17 protein-coding genes are annotated in these 21,806 nt (G+C 53.7%); 6 read left to right on the plus strand and 11 right to left on the minus strand.

The annotated features are described in order from the left end of the window. Positions 1–133: 133 nt before the first annotated feature. Entirely contained in the window at positions 134–271 is a 138-nt protein-coding gene (locus PCH01S_RS30585; protein WP_241688783.1) for a hypothetical protein, read from the plus strand. A 134-nt stretch (positions 272–405) separates the two neighbouring features. Here PCH01S_RS30585 and PCH01S_RS19575 read toward each other — a convergent pair whose 3' ends face one another. Both PCH01S_RS19575 and PCH01S_RS19580 read right to left on the minus strand, forming a co-directional pair. Next, on the minus strand, positions 406–894 hold the full coding sequence (locus PCH01S_RS19575) for a DinB family protein (protein WP_042232164.1): 489 nt from the start codon (positions 892–894) through the stop codon (positions 406–408). A 62-nt stretch (positions 895–956) separates the two neighbouring features. Beyond that, positions 957–1,826 (minus strand): helix-turn-helix domain-containing protein, encoded by an 870-nt coding sequence (locus PCH01S_RS19580; RefSeq protein WP_042232166.1) that lies wholly within the window; start codon positions 1,824–1,826, stop codon positions 957–959. A gap of 278 nt (positions 1,827–2,104) precedes the next feature. Between PCH01S_RS19580 and PCH01S_RS31615 the strand changes: the two genes are divergently transcribed. Next, complete coding sequence (locus PCH01S_RS31615; protein WP_042232168.1) at positions 2,105–5,377, plus strand: S8 family serine peptidase; 3,273 nt, start codon at positions 2,105–2,107, stop codon at positions 5,375–5,377. 249 nt (positions 5,378–5,626) lie between these two features. Here the strand turns inward: PCH01S_RS31615 and PCH01S_RS19590 are convergent, their stop codons facing one another. From PCH01S_RS19590 to bglX, 5 genes are all read right to left on the minus strand, one after another. Continuing rightward, positions 5,627–6,205, minus strand: a complete 579-nt coding sequence (locus PCH01S_RS19590; protein WP_042232170.1) for a TetR/AcrR family transcriptional regulator — start codon at positions 6,203–6,205, stop codon at positions 5,627–5,629. Positions 6,206–6,389: 184 nt separating this feature from the next. Further along, positions 6,390–8,015, minus strand: a complete 1,626-nt coding sequence (locus PCH01S_RS19595; RefSeq protein ID WP_042232172.1) for a copper amine oxidase N-terminal domain-containing protein — start codon at positions 8,013–8,015, stop codon at positions 6,390–6,392. Positions 8,016–8,175: 160 nt separating this feature from the next. After that, positions 8,176–9,141, minus strand: coding sequence for a LacI family DNA-binding transcriptional regulator (locus tag PCH01S_RS19600; protein ID WP_042232175.1), 966 nt, complete (start codon positions 9,139–9,141; stop codon positions 8,176–8,178). Positions 9,142–9,301: 160 nt separating this feature from the next. Further along, the gene (locus PCH01S_RS19605) at positions 9,302–12,733 is read right to left on the minus strand and encodes a GH36-type glycosyl hydrolase domain-containing protein (protein ID WP_042232177.1); all 3,432 of its coding nucleotides are present in this window, start codon (positions 12,731–12,733) and stop codon (positions 9,302–9,304) included. Between the two features lie 21 nt (positions 12,734–12,754). Beyond that, positions 12,755–14,914, minus strand: a complete 2,160-nt coding sequence (gene bglX, locus PCH01S_RS19610) for a beta-glucosidase BglX (protein WP_042232179.1) — start codon at positions 14,912–14,914, stop codon at positions 12,755–12,757. Between the two features lie 348 nt (positions 14,915–15,262). Between bglX and PCH01S_RS19615 the strand changes: the two genes are divergently transcribed. The 4 genes from PCH01S_RS19615 (at position 15,263) to PCH01S_RS30590 (ending at position 19,029) form a co-directional block, all read left to right on the plus strand. Beyond that, on the plus strand, positions 15,263–16,525 hold the full coding sequence (locus tag PCH01S_RS19615) for a sugar ABC transporter substrate-binding protein (protein ID WP_042232181.1): 1,263 nt from the start codon (positions 15,263–15,265) through the stop codon (positions 16,523–16,525). A 109-nt stretch (positions 16,526–16,634) separates the two neighbouring features. Continuing rightward, complete coding sequence (locus PCH01S_RS19620; RefSeq protein ID WP_042232183.1) at positions 16,635–17,522, plus strand: carbohydrate ABC transporter permease; 888 nt, start codon at positions 16,635–16,637, stop codon at positions 17,520–17,522. A 20-nt stretch (positions 17,523–17,542) separates the two neighbouring features. Next, a complete protein-coding gene (locus PCH01S_RS19625; RefSeq protein WP_009675348.1) occupies positions 17,543–18,406 on the plus strand; it encodes a carbohydrate ABC transporter permease in 864 nt (287 codons plus the stop codon). Positions 18,407–18,687: 281 nt separating this feature from the next. Continuing rightward, positions 18,688–19,029 (plus strand): hypothetical protein, encoded by a 342-nt coding sequence (locus PCH01S_RS30590; RefSeq protein WP_129112450.1) that lies wholly within the window; start codon positions 18,688–18,690, stop codon positions 19,027–19,029. Positions 19,030–19,402: 373 nt separating this feature from the next. On the opposite strand, the gene PCH01S_RS19630 is transcribed toward PCH01S_RS30590, so the two are convergent. The 4 genes from PCH01S_RS19630 to PCH01S_RS31045 form a co-directional block, all read right to left on the minus strand. Further along, a complete protein-coding gene (locus PCH01S_RS19630) occupies positions 19,403–20,149 on the minus strand; it encodes a YfjL-like protein (RefSeq protein ID WP_042232185.1) in 747 nt (248 codons plus the stop codon). Further along, positions 20,146–20,733, minus strand: coding sequence for an anti-sigma factor (locus PCH01S_RS19635; RefSeq protein ID WP_042232187.1), 588 nt, complete (start codon positions 20,731–20,733; stop codon positions 20,146–20,148). The genes PCH01S_RS19630 and PCH01S_RS19635 overlap by 4 nt, the downstream gene beginning before the upstream one ends. After that, a complete protein-coding gene (locus PCH01S_RS19640) occupies positions 20,723–21,217 on the minus strand; it encodes an RNA polymerase sigma factor (protein WP_042232189.1) in 495 nt (164 codons plus the stop codon). Before PCH01S_RS19640 ends, PCH01S_RS19635 begins: the two co-directional genes overlap by 11 nt. Before the next feature lie 314 nt (positions 21,218–21,531). Beyond that, positions 21,532–21,720: a hypothetical protein gene (locus PCH01S_RS31045; protein WP_042232191.1), complete on the minus strand. Its 189-nt coding sequence runs from the start codon at positions 21,718–21,720 to the stop codon at positions 21,532–21,534. Between the last annotated feature and the right edge of the window lie 86 nt (positions 21,721–21,806).

Genomic DNA, 21,806 nt, shown 5'->3' on the forward strand with positions numbered 1-21,806 from the left:
AACCGGAAAATGCCGAAGCAAGACATTTTTCGTTTGTGCATAAAGGGTTTTCTCCTGGACTCTTACCCTTGGATATTCAGTTGTTCCTGCATGTCTCTTACTTTACCAGTACTATGTCAACGCTGCGTTAAGTATGCTTGAAGATTTTGTAAGCGTGGAGGCGGAGGCAGCCGCCGGAACGGCTCTGCTCGGCTGCTGCATCTGCTGCACGGTCTACTTCCCGTACAAACAGCTCCTGGCGAGAAGACGCCTGAACCGCTCCCGTTCCTAATCCCCGTATCTGCTCAAAAGAAAGAACCCGCCGGTCAACCGGCGGGTTCCGCAATAAGACATGACGATCCTTCCGCCGGATTAACGGCGGCCGGAAAGCTGAAAGGAGTGCTGCTCCTTTCTGCTTTTTTATTTTTAAGCGTACAGCATAAAGAAGTTCAATTCATGACCGTTCTGCTTCAAATAATTGTACAACTGCGAACGGTGGTGGAAAAGATGCGTCACGATTTCGATCAGCCATTTGATTTGAGGCATGCTGTGCTCCAGATAAAAGGCTTTCGTCTCTTTGTTCAAAAGCTCGTCTTCGCTCAGCGAAACCATATAAGCTTTCAGCGTATCGAAGTGAGTCCGCAGCCGCTTCGCCAACTGCTCAGGGTCCGTAATGTCCTGCGCGCCGTTTTCGACAAGTTCAACCTCCGGCTGCGATTTTTCCTGCAAAATTGCCAGGTCCGAAGCGGGCAGGGCGGCAATATGGTGGACGAGCTGCAGAAGCGTCCGCATATTTTCCCCAGGGGTGAACGCCCACTCCTCCGGTCTGATCCGCCGGATCAGCGCCTCGCTTGTCCGGACCGACAGCTCCAGCTCGTCCAGAAGATGATCCCTGATTTGCAAAACTCCGCTCATAGGTAATCCCATCCTTTCTTGTTCCATCCGAGATATCTATCAGTATAACCAAACCCGGCCGCTTACAGATAGGATAAATCGGACATGCCCCGGTATTCGGCTGCCGCCTTAATCGGCGATGCCCCGTAAAATCTCTTGAACTCGCGGATCATATGAGCCTGATCGAAAAATCCGCGCTCTGCCGCCGCAGCCGCCCAATCAGTGACGGAACCGGCCTGAATGTCCCTGAGAAGCCTTTGAAACCGCACCACTTCGGCGAACTTTTTCGGGCTGAGGCCCACCCATTGATTGAACGAACGGTGAAGCTGTCTCGTGCTGACGGTTTCGGACCGCGCCAATTCGCTTACCGTTTCCCCGCCGCCTGAAATAAAAACGCGGTACAGCACGTTCTTCATCCGATTGTCCCCGTCCGTCCCCTTGTCACTCAACTGCCGCATCAGACACGCTTCGACCGCTCCGATTCGTTCCCCAAAAGAACGGGCTTCCCGAACGCGCTCCTCTGTTTCTCTCCCGATAACCGAGCCGATTTGCCTGGCGGCAACCGCTTGATCGTGAAATTCGGACAAGGCCGTCCGCAGGAACGGATACGCGCCGCCGGGCATAAAACGGATTCCGAAACTTCTCATGGGCGCCCCCTCCTCGTAAGAAAGGGTAAAAGCTTGCTGGAAAGTGCCGCAGTACCTTACGTCCATTTCACCCGTTTTCAAATTCTCCGTAAAAATGATATCCGTGCAGCCGTCGGGAAGAACCCGGTCCACCGCATCCGGCCGAAGAAGCAGCTGCGCACTCCCGGATCCGCGCGGTTCGGACTGCCAGTAACAGCATACGTACGGCTTAAGAGCGGGGGACGGCCCTTTTTCTTCATATATATAGGTAGAAACTCTTCCGTTCGCCTGAACGGGCCGGAATAGGTCGTGCAGTCTGGCGTCCATCGTCCCGAAAATCCCCCTATCCCTTTTATCCTCTATCTTCCACTATAATCCCGCAAGAAAAGCCGATCAAGGCTCATTTCGAAGGCAAATTCCAACCCATTTTTCATGAAAAAAAATATTTTCTGTAAAAAGGCTGAAATTATCCATTTTTTATGGAATACATTCCCTGTAGAAACTGTCTTACATATTGTACAGGCCTAATCTCGAAAAAGGGGGGAGGTTCCGGATCGTTCACTAGCTCGTTTATTGTTCAAATATGAATGAAAAGAGGGAACTAGTTGAAAAATCGCCATCTCATCCAAAAACTATCCGTGATGTCGCTCGCGTTTGCATTCGTTGCAGGCACGGCGCTGCCTCATGCCAGCGCAGCCCAGTCCGGCAAAAGCATCCAACCGCGTACCCAGCTCAATGGTTCTCTGAATCCCGGTACAAACTCGCTCCCGGGCCAGGTCAAGGGGTATATTTCCCCGAAACTGAATACGGCCTCCACGAATTCCGTCCGTGTTATTGTCCAGCTGCAAAATCAGCCGGTCGCCGTAGGCAAATACGCCGCTAAGCTGGGCATGTCCGCTTTGGCAGCCGAATCTACCGAATCGGCCATTACGCAGGAGCAGACCACTCTGGTCAGCGTAGCCAAAAACAGCGGAATTAACCTCCAGGTCAATTACCAGTATAATACAGTCCTAAACGGGCTGGAAGTAACCGTTCCCGCCAATAAAATTCCCGCGCTGGCAAAACTGGCCGGCGTCAAATCGATTCACCCCAGCGCCAATTATTTCCCGATCCCCGTAGACGAACCGAAAGGGCTGGATGTCAGCAGCCCCAATTATGACATCACTCCGCTGAAACAGATCGGCGCGGATGTCGCCTGGGCCAAAGGCCTCACCGGCAAAGGCCTCAAAGTCGGCGTTATCGATACCGGAGTCGACTATCTTCACCCCGACTTGAAGGATGCCTACAAAGGCGGCTACGATTCCTTCGAGAAGGATAACGACCCTTACGAAGAGCCTCCGCTTACTCCGGAGGAAGACCCTTACGGCACCGGATTTGAAGGGACGTCCCACGGCACCCACGTATCCGGAACGATCGTAGGAAGAGCATCCAACCCAAGCTCGGACATCGTTCAAAAAGGCGTCGCTTACGAAGCCGATTTGTATGTATATAAAGTGCTCGGCCGAAATCCCGAAACGGGTAGAGCTTCCGGCTCCTCGGCGCAGGTTATCGACGGCATCGAGCATGCGGTCAAAGACGGCATGAACGTCATTAACCTGTCGCTCGGCTCCGACTCCGAGAAAGACCCGAACTCTCCCGACGTCGTCGCTATCAACAACGCCGTGCTCGGCGGCGTAACGGCCGTTATCGCGAACGGCAATGCGGCGGATAAAGGGCCTTACTACTACTCGCTCGGCTCGCCCGCCACTTCGCAGCTCGCGATCTCCGTAGGCGCCGTAACCAGCCCGAAAACGCAGTACACGGCATCCGTATCGGAAGCGGTCTATACGCCGCTTGTTTCCCCAGGCGCCGCTGCAGTGCCGCCGGTGACGCCTGCCGCCGCCGGGTACAATCTCAACGTGATGGCCTGGGAAACCGGCCAGGAAAACTTCGCCTCCATTCTGGGCACCAACCCTAGGGACGTCGTGTACGTCAACCTGGGTCAGCCTCAGGATTATGAAGGCAAAGACGTAACCGGCAAAGTCGTGCTGATTTCCCGCGGTAATCTCGCCTTCGTGGACAAAATCGCCAACGCCAAGCAAAGAGGCGCGAAAGCGGCGATTATTTTCAACGGCAACACCGAACGCGGGGACGCGACTAAAGCCGATCTTTCCGAATCGGTCATCGGCCGTGACGGCTTTGTCGGTTCCGCCGCTTACCTGGGCGACGGCTTCGAGTACATTCCGACCTTCGACATGAAAGGCACGGAAGGCCGCGCTCTCGCCAGAAAAGCGCTGGCCGCTCAAGGCCAGACGCTGAAGCTCGCTTTCGGGGCCAACTATCCGAAGAGCGAAATCCCGGGCGATACGATGGCGACGTTCAGCTCCCGCGGTCCGAATGTGGACGGCGACCTGAGCATCAAGCCGGATATCAGCGCGCCGGGTGTGAGCATTCTGTCCACATGGCCTGCCTACGGCAAGCAAAAGCCGAATGCGAGCTACAATACCGCCTACAGCCGCATCAGCGGTACCAGCATGGCCACTCCGCACGTAGCCGGCCTTGCGCTGCTGCTGAAACAGCAGCATCCGGACTGGTCGCCGCTGGATATCCGCGCTGCGCTGGCTAACACGTCGGACAAAATCAGCGACCTGGACGGCAAGCTGTACGACGTCTACTCGCAGGGCGCAGGCCGTGTGAACGTGGGTACTGCCGTGAAGACGCAGGCGCTGCTCCAATCCGTGGAGCCGATCACGATTCTCGATAAGTACTGGCAGCCGCAAGCCGTGACGAACTACAATCCGTCCGTCAGCTTCGGCCTTCTGGCTCCGGGAACGAACGCCCAGAAGGAGCTTCAACTGAAGAACGTATCGAAGCAAAGCGTGACCTACTCGGCCAAAGTCGTGCTGCATCCGAACGTAACGTCGGACCCTAACGCTCCGACCCAAACTCCGGATGTCACGAACCTGACCGCCCAGCTGCTCGGCCTGCAAAACGGGAAACTGACCGTTGCGGCCGGCGCTTCCAAAGGATTTTATTTATCCGTAACACCGAAGAACAATGCGGTTAAAGGCGTTTATGAAGGCGAAGTGCTTCTGGAAAGAAGCGGACAGCCTTCGCTGCACCTGCCTTTCGCCGTACACGTCGGCCAAGATAAGCCGGAAAACGGATTCGGTCTGCAGGAACTGGAGCAAACGGAAAATGCCATTTATCCCGATAATCGTGACGGCTCCCCGACCACAACCGACCTTTCCTTCCGCCTGACGGCCAAGGACGTGAACGCGATTTCCCTCTGGGCCGTGGGACTCGATGACAAAGAAATCGGCATCCTCGACGAAATCACCCGGACCGACGCTAACGGCCGTCTCAAACTGATCGAGCCTGGCGTTTACTCGTTCGAAGGCATCGACGGTTCTTATGTGGACGGAGAGCTGGATGCGAACGGTAACCTGAAGGTGAAACAGCTTGCGGAAGGCACCTACAAGCTCTCCGTAATCGCTCAGAAGATCGACGAGTTCGGCAACAACGTGGACGGTATCTCCTACACGGCTTACAGCTCCCTGCGTATCGCCAACCTGGAGAACGACCGCGTCGCCAAAGCGAAAGACGATTTTACGGCTAAAATCGTCAATACGCGCAAAATCAACCAGCCGGTTCTGCAGCTCCCTAAAACGGACGGAATCGTGTACAAGGTCACGAACAGCTCCAATAAAGCTTACATCGACAACAGCGGTGTTCTGAAGTTCGTCCCGAACAGCGGGATCGTCAACGTCGAACTGACCGTCACCCTTTCATCCGTCAAGAACCCGGCCGTTAAAACCACGGTCAAAGTTCCTGTCGTGCTGAGCAAATCGTCCATTCCGCAGCGCCAGACAGCCGATGAGAGCGCACTTGCCGAATAAGGCGGATCGGCGCTTCAACGGAATAAGCTGCGCGCAGTAACGTCAGCGGCGTCAGCAAAAAAGCCATCTTCCGGCGGCCTTAGGGCAGCCGGAAAGATGGCTTTTTTTATAGTCCGGCATGTCCGCCGACTGACAGCTTCAGCAACGTCAGCTTTAGCGGCAGACGTCTTTTATCGACATAGCCGTCAAATTTAGCTTATGAAAAAGGGGCCTGCCGGAACTCCGCGGTTCCTTTACACGTCACCCGGTTCATTTAGTCAGAGGATTCCCTCCGCCGTTCCACCAGAGGCCAAAAAGCATGTCCGCCCATTCCTCGGTCGGCACATTCAGCCAATTCGGCGTGTCGATCGCATGAAAAAAAACCGCCGTGATCACCGGAAGAGGAATATCCGCTCTCAGCGCGCCCGCTTCCTGGGCTTTCTGGAACAGAGCGGTCAGCTTTTTTTTCAAGTCCGCATGGCCTTCATTCAAAAATTCAAGGTCTCGTCTCGCTTTGTCCGAGGCCGTTTCGTCGATTTTTGGGGCCGCAAGCATCAGCGTATGGAAGTTCGACAGCTCCAGAAAAATAAGCAGCACTTTTTTTATGGCCGCTACCGGTTCGAGCTGCTCGATCCCTTCGCAAGCCTCGATCGTCTGCTCCATCGTTCTGCGCATGCAGGCCGCGACGATCTCTTCCTTGTTGGCGTAATATTCGTAGATTGTGCTTCTTGCGCCCGACAGCATTTCGGACAAGGCTTTCAGATGAAAGCCGTCATAGCCGCGCTCCATCAGTAAGCGCTCGGTCGCGTCCAGCAGCTCCGATTTAGTAAACGCCCGTTGTCTCGCCATAACCCTCTTCCCCTTCCTCCCCCTATCTTATCACCGCGCGGATAGACAGACAAACCCTAAAGGGGTGACGAATGTAAGGACTATTTTTACATAGAAATAGGTTTTCAAAGATAAAAAACAGGCGATCAGTCCAAAATGCTGGAGAACCGATCACCCTGAATTTTAAATAGGCCGAAATATCACATTATTGTTCATATCCATAAACATTGATGCGCCTAAGCAATTTGTGTACATTGTCATGAATAATAATATTGCCCTGGCTGTCTACGGCAAAGTCTACAGGAATAGTATCATCGAAAAAATCCATTTCTAAAGTCCCCACAACAACTTCCCCACCGGGTCCACGCTGGATAAGCGGAGAGTAAGGCAGATCTTCAAAATTCATGTTACCAGGCACCAACTGGTCGTAAGTTTTGGTTTTAGGCTCATACAAGCCACTATTGTAACGCAGTTCGCTTAATTTCACGTAATCCTCGACCTTACCGGTGACATCGATTTTATAGAACCCATTTTTATCAGCCGCATAAAAAAATTCGCCTTTGGAGGCGGCTGCGCCGATCTTCTCCATCTTCACTTTGGCAACCTCGATAAGACGGCCGTCTTCCCGCATCATGTGAATGGTTTTATTTATGTAATCCATTAAATAGATCTTGTTGTCCTTAATGAGCGAAACAAGCTTAGGCTTCTTTTCAGCTGCTATAACTGCCTTCAGGGATCGTTCTTTTCCCGCTTCTACAGAATAAATACTTCCAAAGAAAGTATTACTGAAAATTAAATTGACGCCATCCAACGTTGTCATTATGTCATTTTCTTCGTCGAACAAAGTCTCATCGGCGTTATAAGTAATCAATTTTACCTCGGGAAGAATTTCATAAATGACAATTTTGATATCCTTCTTCTCTACACTAGCCATCATATAAAGTTTGTCGCGCTTCTCATCGTAAAAAATTTTCTCGGGAGCCAAGTCTCTATAGGACAGACTTTGAAGCTGATTTTTTTTATCCAAATACTCGATGTCAAACTTTTCGTTTACATTCAAAACTTGTTCCAACTTTCTGTTATCCCCCGTCTTTTGGTTATACATGGAGATAAGATACTCGTACTTGATTTGACGTTTCGCATCGTAGTCAATCATATAAATATTGTCGTTAGAATCGGTCACAAAACTGGATACAAAGCGTGTTTTGGCACTTTTGCACTCTAAATAATTAATACATATCTTTGAATAGGATTTCCCTATCTTAAGAGAGAGATTATCGACGGTCGGATGCTCCAGCTTCTTCTTTGGAGCTTCTTTTTCAGGGACTGGGGGAACCGGTTTAGTCTCTTCTTTAGGTACGATAGTGATCACCTTGGAAGCATTGTCGTAAGCAACGTTGCGGTTCAAACTCTCGGCGATAAAGCGCAGAGGCACTAGGGTTGTATCATTCACGATTGCCGCAGGCTGATCCAGGATCGTCGAAACTCCGTTTACGCTGGCCTCGCGCTGGCCGACTGACAAGGTTACAGTCTGACCGGTACCTTTCAGTGTAACAGTCTGTGTCGAATTTTCCCAGCCCACTTCCGCTCCCAACAGTTCTCCGAGAAACCGGAACGGGACCATGCTCGTATCTTTCATCAATATAGGGGCTGCAGGCATAAGAGTTTTCTGCCCGTCAATATCCGCTTGAGGATTATCGATCGTCAGAGTAATAATTCGGTTCGTTCCCGCAGACTCCGCCGACACATGACCCTGGTAATGAAAACTTATAGAAACTCCAAACAATAATAATAATAATAGGGATAACTTTAATAACTTTCTAATTAACATATATTTCCTCCTGATTTTGTGTTATTTTCAGTATAATATTTTTCTTTCTTCCTGTATCTACCTATTTTTTAGTTTTTATAAGCTTTATTCAAAACTAAAAAAACAAGAAAGATCCCGAAATTCCTCTCGGGCCTTTCTTGTTTTTTTGCAGCAGACGATCCTATACGTCCCCCACCGACTCGCCCTTCACCAGCGTGACGTAGATCCGTTCATGCTCGACCTTCTCGCCGGCGATCAACTTCAAAAGCTGTTCCGCCGCCAACGCGCCCCACTTGTGCTTGGAATAGTCGATCGTGGCCAGCCGCGGGCTGACGTACGCCGACAGCTCGATATTATCGAAACCGATAATATGGATATGCTCGCCGATACGATATTCCGATTCCGCCACGGTATTATAGACGCCAACCGCCATCTCGTCGTTGAGACAAAGAACGGCCGCCGGCTCCTTATAGGCCTCCAGGATGCGCCGTGCGGCTTTCTCCCCGGACTCTTTATCGAAGCTGCCCGGCAGCTCGGTACAATCCACATCCTTGTAGCGCCCTACGGTTTGCCGGACGGCATGTAAGCGCTTGTCGGAATCGTAAGAATCTTGCGGACCCGCTACCACATATAGCTTGCGGTGCCCCTTTTCCAGGACGTAATCGGCAGCCAAATTGGCCCCCGCCTTGTTGTCCAGAAGCACCTGATTGATGTTCGGGTGAATCAGCTCGCGGTCGAGCACGACGATTTTATGCCCCCTGTCCGCATGCTGCAGCAGTTCTTCGTCGGTAAAAGCGGCATCCAGGATAATGGCCCCGTCGATCATCCGTTCCGGCAGGAAGCGGTGGGATTGGGACCCGCTGCAGACGATAAGCTCGTAATCGTGCCCGTTTAAATACTCCTTGATTCCCTGCAAAAGATGTCCGTAGAAAGGTCCGCTGAAATCGGTCAGAAAGACGCCGATAATTTTACTTTCCCGCTTTTTTAGCGTGCGGGCCGCCGCATTGGGAGTATAGTTCAATTCCTTGGCGATCGCCAAAATCCGGGCGCACGTCTCGTCGGTTACCTTGGGGCTGCCGTTCAGCGCGTAAGATACCGTCGAAATGGATACGCCGGCTTTTTTTGCGATATCTTTAATGCTTACCACTATTCTCGCTCCTAACCTTGTTGCATTCGCTGTTTTCTCTGGTTTCGTTTAACCTTCTCACACTCCGTACTCACGCTTCTATTTATTTACTATACCATTAAATGAACCGGTAAAAGAGATGCAAAAGGGCGATCCGTGAAGATCGCCTTTCGCCTCGACTTTAACTGTAAATTTCGATCACGTTCGGCCCTTCCGCGGTCAGGCTTTCCAACTGTTCGCCGCTCAGGAGTAGCCCTCCGGTCCGATAGCGGTTATTCAGCCGCCGGGCTGCCGCTTCCCGTCCGTTTATCGTGACGTGTGAAACTTCACCGCCGCTCAGGTGGTACACGAAAGTCACCGGTCGGTCCAGAATGCGGAACTGGAAGCAGAGACCGTCCAACTCCTCGCCCAGCACGGGGTCCACAATGAGACTTCCGGCGTCCATCCGGATGCCGAGACCGTTCGAAATGAGCTGGTTCATGTAAATTCCCGGGCCGCTGGAGTAAATTCTCCAGCCGCCTTTGACCGGCACGCTGCCGTCGCGCAGCTCGTTAAAGCGCTCCTGCGCCTCGTAGCGGGTGCTGAATCTCCCGTCGGAGCTGCTGAAGTACGCGTTGCTCTGGCGGAGCTCCGCATTCGGAACCACGTCCTGCAGGCGGACGGGGTTGATCATCTGGAGCCCGCGCCACACTTCGCCGGTCTTGCCCAGCTTCGCCATCGCTTCGACGTAGCGGATATGGGCGTGCACGTACTGGAGGCCGACTTCTCGGCCGAAGTTCGCGGCCTGCTCCGCGCGCTTGAAGTTCGTGCTGACGCCCCCCGCGTAATTCGCGGGCCGGTTCATGAGCCGGACGCCGTCCGGACAGTACATTTCCGCCCTGATGAGGCGGTAATGGGCCTCTGCCTGCTCCGGCGTCAGCAGCTCGCTGATCATGCTGCGCGTCATCGGCAGCAGGCGGTAGGTGATTCCCGTTTTCGTATCCTCGGGATGGAGCATCTTCTCGGCTTTGCCGGGCTCCTCCATGTACAAGAAACCGGGAATCACGGACGCTTCGGACGGCAGCATATAGCGCATGTAATCGGCCTGGATGCCGTCCGCCATGCCGCGCAGCTCCGCCGCCAGCGCGCTGCGGCTGTCCGCCAGCACGACAGAGAGCCGGCGGAAGACCTGGTAGGTCAGCGACACGGTCCAGGAGCTGACCATAAACCGCTTCAGCTGAGCGTTAGCCGGCTGAAGGGTGTCGTCCCAGTCTCCGTCCCCGTAGGAGGACAAATGGGTATCGTGCAGGAAATGGCTGCGGATGTAGCCGATTTCCTTGACGGCATGCTCCAGCAGGGAAGCGGTCTCTTCCGTAAAATTCCCTCTGTGGCGCCTCGTATACGGAAGCTGCTCGTCCAGGATCGATAAATCCCCGGTGGCGCTCAAATAATCGGCGAGCACCTTAAGCGGCCAGACGATGACGTCCCCGTGGCTTTCTTCCTGCTGGATATGGGAATACCGGTCGAACATGAACCACTGCGGCCAGCTGCCATCGTCTTCGAACTGATGGGAAAACACAGTCCGGAGAATGTCCCGGACCTCGCCGTATTTCCCGGTCGCCAGGAAGTATTCGGACGGGCCTTGGCACACGTCACGCGTTCCCCAGGCGGCTCCGCCGTACTGTTCCAGACCGTGCGGAACGGAATAATGAACGAGCATGTTGTGAGTGTACCACCAGGCAAGCACGTTCATTTTCGCCAGCTCCGGATCGCCCTCTCCGCCTGCCCGGTACAGGTGGAAACCGTTCATGACGGAACCGAGGAATGCACGGTAACGCTCCGCTTCCAGATCCGCTTCCCGGTCCGTAAACGACAGCTCTTCCCCGCGCAAAAGACCTTGGACGGTCATACTCCAGGAGGAGCTTTCTCCCAGTTCCAGAACGGCCAGGGAGGCGGAACCCGGCTCGGCCCCCGCCGCAAGACGCGTTTCGTCGGTCACTCGCAGCGGAGCGCCCGCGACCTGCATGCGGTAGGTAAGATCCGGCCATACCTGCGCACTGTCCGAGGCGGCATCCGCCGTAAATAAGAGCGTTTGACCGTCTTCTTGTACCGACAGATGAAACGGAGCTTCGTATTCGTTGTTGTTCATCGAAACCTGATGAGTAACCAGGTAACGGTAAGTTTTGCCCTGGACGGAACGGAGCTGGAGACGAACCTCCGGCGCATCCGCTGCCGTAAAGCCGGTTACGACGACCGTGTCATCGGCCAGTTTATAGTACCAGCGGGTATAGTTGAACCCGATCTCGAACAGGGACGGCATCGTCAGCAGACGGTATTCCCCGCCGGTTTCGATATAAATGCGCTGTCCCGACGTTTTGGAAACGTTGAGAGCGTTCCGGGCGTTCGTCAGCATTTTGTTAAACGAAGTATTGCCCACGGTCAGCTGGGAATTGAACAAACCGTACATGTATGCGGTCGATGTCAGAACGGATTCCCGGAGTCGGGCGTTATCCCCGCTCATCAGAATATGCCCGTGCGGACGCTCGACGCGGAGCTCCTTGGCTTTCAGCACGACATGCTCATTTGTCTCCGTGAAAAAGGAAAGCAGCTCGCCTTCCAGCGTTTCTTCCAGACGGCGGTCGGGAAAGTATCCGGCGACTTCATCCGCGGTCATCGTGAGTCCGGTAAGCGGCGCTCCGATATCGCCCGCCAAACGCACCGGCTCAAGAGCCGTGGTACCGGTACGGGTACCGATGCCAGTGCCAGTATCAGTGCCGCTGCCACTGTCGCCGTTGCCGCCGGCAACCGCGTTCAAAGCCTCGGCCTGCTCCCAGGCGGCAGAAACTTCCTCAGCGAACTCAAGAGCAGTAACGGCTTCGGGATGGTTTTCTTTGAACAGTCCGTAAAAAATGAACCGGACCGGCTCCGCACCCGAAATGACACGACGGGATTGCAGCGCCGTATACGCAAACTCGTACTGGTAAATCTCATTGGCGAGATGAGGACGGGCTAACGCTTCGGGCTTATCCGTTTCTTTATAGGACAACCCGTAAAATTGGAAGCCGTCCGTGGAGTATCCATCCGCTCCCGTCAGCGATCCCTGCTGCACGTACGGAAAAGCGCCGCCCTGCGGCTGGTTCTGTCTGGAACAGACGACATATCCGCGCTTTTCGTCCTGATAAACGCTGTGGTCGATATATTGGGACATATACGCTTCGTTGCTCCGTACCGCCCCTTTATCCGCGAGACCGAGATCCTGGCCGTACAGGATATCAACCGGGGTATCCCCGGTTCCTCCCGTCAGCAATACGTCCCAAAACCAGATATTTTGCGGAGTCAGCGTAAACGTTACTTCGTAGGAAATGCCTTCAACCTCTCCGTTCCAAACGATGCCGGACTCCTTCCGGCTTATAAGGCTGGCCGAGCGGACTCCGAGCAGAGGATACGCCTGAATGCCTTTCTCACGGTGAAGACGCAGATACAGGTTGTTCATGGAGCCGTCCAGCGGATTACCGATCCACTGGTTGATCAGGGTCGAACCGGATACCACCTCCGCAATATCCCCGCTGTTCAGGAAGGAGAACTGCAGGCTGCCCGATTTCAGTTGTAACGACCGATCCTTCAACTGGGTCATGGTGATGTTCACTCGCTTTCTTTACTTCGTTAATCGAAACCGGAGCTCTGCGGTGTCACGGCTGTTGGGGCCGACGAAGACGGCAAATTCTCCCGGATCGCTTGCAAAACTCAAGTCGGAATGATGGTAACGGAGCTGTTCTTCGGTTAAGTCGAACCGGACCTCGGCCGTTTCACCCGGCTTCAGGAACAGTTTCCGGTACGCTTTCAATTCCTTGACCGGACGGACGACCTCACCTGCCATGTCACGTATATAGAGCTGGACGACTTCTTCCCCTGCGGTCTCTCCCGTATTGGCCACGTTGACACGTACCGTCAGCGGCTGCTCCGCCGACATGCTTGCCGAGTCCAGTGTCGGAGTGTCGTAGGCGAAGGTCGTGTAGCTTAAACCGAACCCGAATGGAAGCAATGGCTCGTTGGGAATATCCAGATATTTGGAAACGTAATGCTCTTGGGCGTCCAGCGCATCTTTGGGCCGTCCCGTATTAAAGTGATTGTAATAGACCGGCACCTGCCCCACGCTGTGCGGGAAGCTCATGGACAGCCGTCCGGACGGGTTCACCCGGCCGAAGAGCAGGTCGGCGATCGCCGCGCCGCCTTCGGTGCCCGGGAACCAAGCCTCCAGCACGGCGTCGGTCTGATCGATCAGACCGTGCAGGTCGAGCGGCCGGCCGTTGAACAGCACGGCCGCCATCGGCTTGCCGAGCGTCCGCAGTTCGGCGACAAGCCTCAGCTGCGCTTCCGGCAGCCGGATGTCTCCGCGGCTGCAAGCCTCGCCGCTCATGCCCGAGTGCTCGCCCAGCGCCAGCACGATCACATCGGCGGCGCGCGCCGCTTCCAGCGCGGCCGCGGTTTGCTCCGGCGTGCCGCTCTCGATGCCGCAGCCTTCCGCAACCGTGATCCGGGACGGATCGGCGTGCGCGGCCAGGCCGTCGTACAGCGGCACCGCTTCGTCCTGCGAGCCGAGCCACGACCACGGCCCGAGAATATCGCCGCTCTCGGCGAACGGGCCGATCAGGGCGATGCTGCGGTCCGGCTTCAGCGGCAGGACGCCTTCGTTCTTGAGCAGAACGCACGATTTCTGCGCCAGTTCTCTTGCCGCGCGGCGGTGATCGGCGCAGAGCACCACTTCCCGCTCGCGCTCTTCATCCGCGCCGCGGTACGGATCGTCAAACAAGCCGAGCTTCTGTTTGAGCCGCAGAATGCGAAGAACGCCTTCGTCGATGAGCGCTTCGTCGACTTCGCCGGAGGCGACAAGCGCCGGGAGATGATGCACGTAGCACGCGGTCATCATCTCGATGTCGACGCCCGCCTCGATCGCCCGGCGGGCGGCTTCGGCTTCATCCGCGGCGGTCCCGTGCGGAATCAGCTCCTTGACGGCTCCCCAGTCGGAGATCAGGACGCCGTCGAAGTTCCATTCCCCGCGCAGCAGATCGCGCATGAGGCGTTTGTTGCCGCTGGCCGGAATGCCGTCCACCGTATTAAAGGACGTCATAACCATCTCGCAGCCTTCCTCCAGAGCGGCCTTGTAAGCCGGCAGATACTGCTCCCGGAGCTGGCGCTCCGACATGTCCACCGTGTTGTAATCGCGGCCCCCTTCCCCGGCGCCGTAGGCGGCGAAATGCTTGACGCAGGCCGCCACCCGCTCCTTGTCGCCGGTCAGGTCCGCGCCCTGGAATCCGCGCACGAAAGCCCGCGCGTATTCCCCGTTCAGGTACGGGTCTTCGCCCGTCGATTCCATCACGCGTCCCCAGCGGGGATCGCGCACCAGGTCGACCATCGGGGCGAAGGTCACGTGCACGCCGGATACGGCGGCTTCTCTTGCCGCGATTTCCGCGCTTTTCTCGACCAGCTCCATATCCCAGGAGCAGCCGGTCGCCAGCGGTACCGGGAAGATCGTCCGGTATCCGTGCACGACGTCCGCCATAAACAAGAGCGGAATCGCTTCCGGTCTGCCGCGCAGGTGAGCGTCCTGGACGGCTTTGACCTGCCCGGCGCCGGCTACGCCCAGGACGGAGCCCGCATGGGCCGTCATCTCGCCGGTAATGCCCATGGAAGCCATGGGACCGGTAATCTGTCCGTCCGCCCCTTCAAAAAAAGGACCCGCCAACTGCAGCAGCTGAGCGACTTTTTCCTCCAGCGTCATTTCCTTTATCCTAGCCAGCAGCTGTTGTTCCGTCATTCCGCCGCCTCCTCGCGCAGATTTTTTTCTTGCTTTTGCTTATAGAAGTTTTAGTGGAGACGAGTGCCGATGCACCCGCATAATGCTTACATAGAACGTTAAGTGAAACGTTTCGATTTTCTTTGATTTGAATTATAACCCTCCTTTTCGAATGAAGTCAAACGGATTTTATAAAGAAATCAGGGTTTTGTAAGCGGTTTACTCTTATCCAAAATAGAACTTGAATACGGTTCCAGGATGTTTTATAATGATTTCGAAACGTTTCGATTGTTTTCAGCTAACATTTAACCTTTTACGATTAAGGGTAAACTATCACCATAATAAGGATTCCTACGGGAGGCAAACAGTATGAAACGGAAAAATTGGGCGGCAGGCATTGCGACTACGGTTCTTTTGACAAGCGTTCTATCGGGTTGCGGAGGAAGTAACGCGGGCGGCAGCGATAAAGGCAGCGGAGAGTCCGGAGGAAAAGTGACTCTGAACGTATGGGGAATGGGTGAAGAAGCGAAATCCCTTCCGAAAATCGCGGAGCAGTTCGAGAAAGATAATCCCAATATCAAAATCAACGTGCAGGCGCTGCCTTGGGCCTCGGCTCACGACAAGCTGCTGACGGCGGTCGCTTCCAAGAAAGGTCCGGACGTTTTGCAGATGGGAACGACCTGGATTCCGGAATTCGCGGCGGCGGGCGCTTTGATGGACCTTAAACCGATGGCGGACAAATATCCCGAAATCAAAGAAGACAACTTCTATCCGGGTTCGATCCAAACGACCAAATATGAAGATAAAACGGTAGGCGTACCGTGGTACATCGACACCCGCGTTCTCTACTACCGCACGGACCTTCTTAAAGAGGCGGGCTATAATGAGGCGCCGAAAACGTGGGAAGAGCTTCAGGACGCCGCCCAAAAGCTGACCAAACGCGGCAGCGGCAAATACGGCATCTCGCTCGATCCGAAGGAGCAGTCCCTGACCTTCATGTTTGCCCGTCAAAACGGCTCCAAGCTGCTGGACGGCAAACAGCCTTTGTTCGATCAGCCGCAGTTCGTTGAAGCCGTGGATTATCTCAACAGCTTCTTCAAGAACGGCTCGGCGCCGAAGGATCTCGGTATCGACGCTGTGCAGGGCTTGAGCGGAGACGGCATCGTGCCGATGTTCATCAGCGGCCCGTGGATGGTTAAGCTCATCAACGACAAGGCTCCCGATCTGAAAGGCAAGTGGGCCACGGCCGTCCTTCCGAAGAAAGAAAACAACATTTCCGCGCTGGGCGGCTCCAACCTGTCGGTATTCCAGCATACGGAGCATAAAGAAGAAGCAATGAAATTCCTGGCCTATATGAGCAAGCCGGAAACCCAGCTGAAATGGCTCGAAATGACACAGTCGATGCCTGCAGCCAAGAAAGCCTGGGAAGACCCTGTTCTGAAGGAAGACCCGAACTATAAAGTGATCGGCGAGCAGATGAAAGCTTCCGAGCCGATGCCGATGATCAAACCTTGGGAAGAAATCGCCCAGGCTTACCTGAAAAGCTTCGAACGCATCTACCGCGGTCAAGCGGAAGTCAAACCGGAGCTGGACGCCTTCAACAAGCAGGCTCAGCAAATTTTGAACAAGTAAACGCACGGACAGGGAATAACCCGAAGCTGACCGGCCCCGCAGGGGCCGGTCCGGCTATTAACGGTCCATCCTTTACCGGGCTGGACGACAGTGAAAGAAGGGACATGAGATGAAGGGCTTCAGCAACAGCAAAGCACCGTACTTTTTTATTGCGCCGACTCTGATCCTGCTTACGGTTTTCTCGCTGCTGCCGATCTTTATTGCGCTCATTATCAGTTTCACCGATATGGATCTCGCAGGTCTTGCCGATTACTCCAACATTAATTTCATCGGCTTCAAAAACTATATCAGTGTCCTGCAGGACCCGATTTTTATTAAATCCATTACCAACACGCTGTTTTACGTGATCATCGGGGTTCCGTGCGTCGTTATTCTTTCGCTCGGGATCGCGCTGCTGATTAATTACGGAGCCTCCCGCGTTTTCAAAGTATTCCGGGTCATTTACTACCTCCCTTCCGTTACCAACGTAGTCGCGGTAGCTGTCGTCTGGAGTTATTTGTACAACCCGGCGTTCGGTCTGTTCAACTACGTGCTAGAAACGGCCGGCTTCGATAAGGTTCCGTGGCTGACCGATCCCCTGATCGCGAAAATCTCCCTGATCCTCCTCGCCTTGTGGCGGGCCGTGGGTCTGAATATGATTATTTTCGTCGCCGCTCTACAGGGCATTCCGAAAACGTATTACGAAGCGGCCCAGCTCGACGGGGCCAGCACCTGGAAGCAAATGATCCATATTACGGTTCCTATGCTGCGTTTCGCCATTTTCTTCGTGTCCATCACGACCATGATCGGCTGGCTGCAATTTTTCGAAGAGCCGTTCGTCATGACGCAAGGCGGACCGCTGGACGGCACTACGTCCGTGGCCCTATTCATTTATAACAACGGCTTCAAACTGAGCAACTTCGGCTACGCCGCGGCGGGTTCGTTTATCCTGTTCGTCGCCATCATCATTATTACGCTCATTCAATTCCGGTTTCAGAATAAAGATACGGACATGTAAAAAGAACGGAGGAAAAGCTTATGGCTGCAAAAGCTGCAAAATTACGTCCGGCTGGCGCAGGGACATCGGGATCAAGCCCCTTTTTCCAAGGACTCGTGTTTGTCCTGCTTGCCTTGGGCGGCATCGTCTTCCTCATACCGTTCGTTTGGATGATTCTGTCGGCGTTCAAACCGGAAAGTGAAGTGCTGCGTATCCCGCCCACCCTGTTTCCCGAGACGTTTACAATGGAAAATTTCAAAAACCTGTTCGAACGGATGAACTTCGGCGTCTACCTGAAAAACACCCTGATCGTCGTGCTGTTCTCCTTCGTCGGGCTGTTCCTGAATGCGATGGCGGGCTTCGGCTTCGCCAAATACCGCTTCAAGGGACGCGAGGGCCTTTTCTACCTCGTGCTCGCCACGATGATGATTCCCGGACAGGTCACGATGATCCCCGTGTATCTGATCCTGAACTCCATCGAGCTGACGAACACTCTGGTCGGCGTCGTGCTGCCCGGCCTCGTCGGAGCGTTCGGCGTCTTCCTGTTCCGCCAGTTCATGTCCACGATTCCGGACGAACTGCTGGAAGCGACCCGGCTTGACGGCGCCAGCGAGCTGCGCACCTTCGCCCAGATCGTGCTGCCGATCTCCAAGCCGATCCTGTCGGTACAGGCGATCCTGACCTTCATAGCGGGCTGGAACAGCTTCCTCTGGCCGCTCATCATCGCCAACGACGAGAAGCTGTACACGCTGTCCGTCGGCTTGTCGCTGCTGAAAGGCCAGTATGACAGCAACTTCGCCTTGCAGATGGCCGGTTCGGCTTTCATGGTCGTGCCGATTCTGATCATCTTCGCGATCTTCCAGAAGTACATCATCGACAATTATTCGATTTCGGGGATGAAGTAAGCGGAGCGATTGAAATTGTAAACACATACGTTCGAGGATATTACCGATACTGCTTGCAGTATCGGTTTTTCTTTTACCACTTTATTGGTTAATGTTGTAAAATTAGGTATGACCGTTTATGGGAAAGCGAGAACCGAAATGAAATTAATTAAATGGGGTATCTTATCCCTCTTTTTATTGGCCGTTTCTTGTTCAACGGTAGAGAAACAGTTATGTTACTGCCTATAACAGCATACATTAAATTCCAGAACCATACTTAAAGAAAAAAGGAGATGGACAGTTTGAAAAAAATCATTAAAAAGGTTTCAACGTCTTTGTTAGCGATAGGATTATCTCTAACCATGTTTACTACAGGCGCATTAGCTTCTGAGAATCAAAAACTCACCAGTATCACCTCCCAAGATGAGGTTAATCCCTTCGTCGGAGTGGACTATTCAAACTTGAAAAAGGGACATTCAATACTTCTTGGCGGTTCTTCATTTTCAATTGTTTATGGCTCAAATTATGTTTCAGTATCTCCAACTGGCTGGACTACAGGTCTGGCAGCTGGAGACGCAAGGGTTGACGCTTACGATGCAAATGGAAATCATTATTGGACATTTTATATTCATGTAACTAATTAACAATTGAATAATAAGCCTTAATAAGCAGGGGAGAATTCCTCTGCTTATTTTATTTCCGGCTAATATCCTAGTCTAGATTTTTCATTTCTAAGTGCTTCTCCAAGGCTCATTGCAAAGTTGAGACTTTGTTAAGATAGTTAGACACATGTTTTTTAACATTACATCTAGATAAGGACAGAAGAACTTTTTTACAGGTCAACATGAACAGCACAGTCGGGATCAAAGAGGTTCAAGGTATAGACGCTGATGGTAAAGTCATTTACCGCAGAGGCTGGTGAATCGTTACGGACTGCTCTAACTTCAAATCTTAACCGACAAAAAGGCCAGAACCTGGAGAGCTTATGCCCGTGGTTCTGGCCATTTTTGGCTTTCCCTATTTCGTCACTTCCTCCACGTCTCCCGCGCTCACCTTGCCGCCTTTATCGAAGCGCGCGACGTATTTTACATAGCCGTACGGGTCTTTGCCCGCCTCGTCGTCCATCACGTTCGAGTTAATCGTCACGTGCCCGTAATCGTACCCTCCGGCATCCAAAACGGCCGCAATCTCTGCCGCCGCCTCGGCGACTTGCTGCTTGGAGGCGCCCGCCGCATCCGTCACCACGTGAATGTACAGCGGTTCATCCAGCTTCAGGGACGGAGTCCAGGCGGCATTCTCCGCCAGTTGTCCTTTGACGACCTCCAGTTGGACGCTGACCTCCCGGACCGCAGGAACCCGCCGGGCAAAAGCAGCCTGAAGCTCCGCCTCCGCTTCTCCTCTCAACCGTTCCATCAAAGGCATATCGAGGTTGGCGGACCGGATGCCGTCCACTTTCACCTTGGGAATCCAGCCGCCTACGGAGAATTCATATTCCGCTGGCTCTCCTTTATCCGCATCTACCCCGATTTCCTTCACCCGGAATTCGTAACGCTTAAATTTGAAGTCGTAAAACCCTTTCTCAATCCTTAGCCGCTTCTCCGGATAATGCTCCACCATAAACTGCTGCAGCTCGCGCTGAGCCAGCCATTTGCTGAGTGGATTCCCGTTCAGCGAGTTATACAGCGAACCGACAAGCAGACCAAGCAGACCAAGCAGCACCAGCAGGGCGATATACATGCCCTTTTTCTTCTTACGTGTCTTCATTCGGACTCTTCCCCCATCTTTCTGATCTTTAATGCCAACAGCCCCATCAAGCTCCCTACAAAGGCAAACAGGCAGTGAATGGAGGCTGTCACAACAGCTACCAATAAAGGTGAAAAGACAAACACGCCCATTCCCCCGTCCCCCGAACCGTTTACGATCTCATAAATGCTGTCTCCTATAGACCATAGAAAAACAGGCGCAAACGAGAGGAAAAACACGATCTTCATCTGTTTATAAAACAGATACGTGACGAAGCCGAGCACGGCGTACCACAAAACAAAGCCGAAGCTTTCGTTAAGCAGCGACGTGCGGATGGCCAGCACAAACGAAATCGCCATAAACAGCAGCTGATAAAGAGACAGCTTCCGGTTGATCTTCGCCATCATCTTCGCATAGTCCTCGGCCGGCTCCGGCAGTTCCGGTTTGGGCAAGCTCTGTCCCGACAAGCGGACGAGCTTCTCGTAATCGGCGTCGTCCGCGGTCTGCGCTTCCAGCCACCTGGCCGTCTCTTCGCTGAGCAGGCCTTCTTCATATAACGGCAACAGGTCCTCGATAATGTGCCGCACCGTATTTTTATCGTTCATAGTATCCCTCCAGCTCTTTGTGCAGTTGGAGCTTAATCCGGTGGAATCTGACCCGGACGCTGTTTTCCGTAGCCCCGATAATGTGTCCGATCTCCCGGAAAGACAACTCGGCATACATGCGCAGCGTGACGATTTCCTGGGAACCCTCATCCAGCCGGAAAATCCGTTCCAGCAAAATATCGCGGTCCTCGCGGTCCAGCACCTGCTTCTCCGGCGTGACGGATTCGCGGCTTTCCGCCGCAAGCTTCGCCGCCAGCTCCTGCCCGTATTTTTTGGACCGGTAGTATTTGCTCAGCTTATGCTTCGCGATTCCGAAGAGCCAGGTCCGGACGGTCGAATCTCCCCGGAAGGAGCCGTGCCCTTTGACCGCCTCGTAGAAAACTTCCTGGGTCAGGTCTTCTGCAGCCTCTCTGCTTTGCGTTTTCACATAGAAAAATGCATACATTTTCGGTTGAATCTCTTTGTAAAGCTCTTCAAGCCCCATGCGCCCTCCTCATTCGAAGCCTCATCCGTTGGGCATGCTTTTGCCGTTCTTCTTATTTGTACCAGAAAGCGTCCGTTCGTTACAGGATTCGGAAAATTTCTTGAAGGAAGACATCCAGAAAGGGAACGGGGCGGCGTAAGCCGCTCCCCTTTTAAAGAGGGAATGATCCAAGTGCGATAAACAACGGAGACAAAAACCGGATGCCTTGCGTCAAAATAGGGAAATAATTCCGGGCGTCGAAATGTGACCTCAGGAGGCGGTGAAAAGTGTTAACCAAAACGGAAAGATTACTACTGGTGAATCAATTTGAAATTCTAAAAGCGTACACCTCGCCATCCCTTACGACCGTCAACTAGCACAAATACGAGTCCGGCTATCAGACCGCGCAGCTCCTCGCAGATTTGCTGGAAGGCCGGAATGTGAGCCACCATATCGTCCTCAATACGGAGCTGGTAAAACGCGAGAGCGTCAAGCGCCTGCCGCTCTAAGTGAATAGAAAGCAAAAATAAAATCCCCTTAGGGACCGATGAAGCATGAAGCTTTCATCGGCTCTCAAGGGGATTTTTGCGGCGGCCGCCGCTATTTTTCC

This window comes from Paenibacillus chitinolyticus NBRC 15660, assembly GCF_000739915.1.
Lineage (GTDB): Bacteria > Bacillota > Bacilli > Paenibacillales > NBRC-103111 > Paenibacillus_F > Paenibacillus_F chitinolyticus.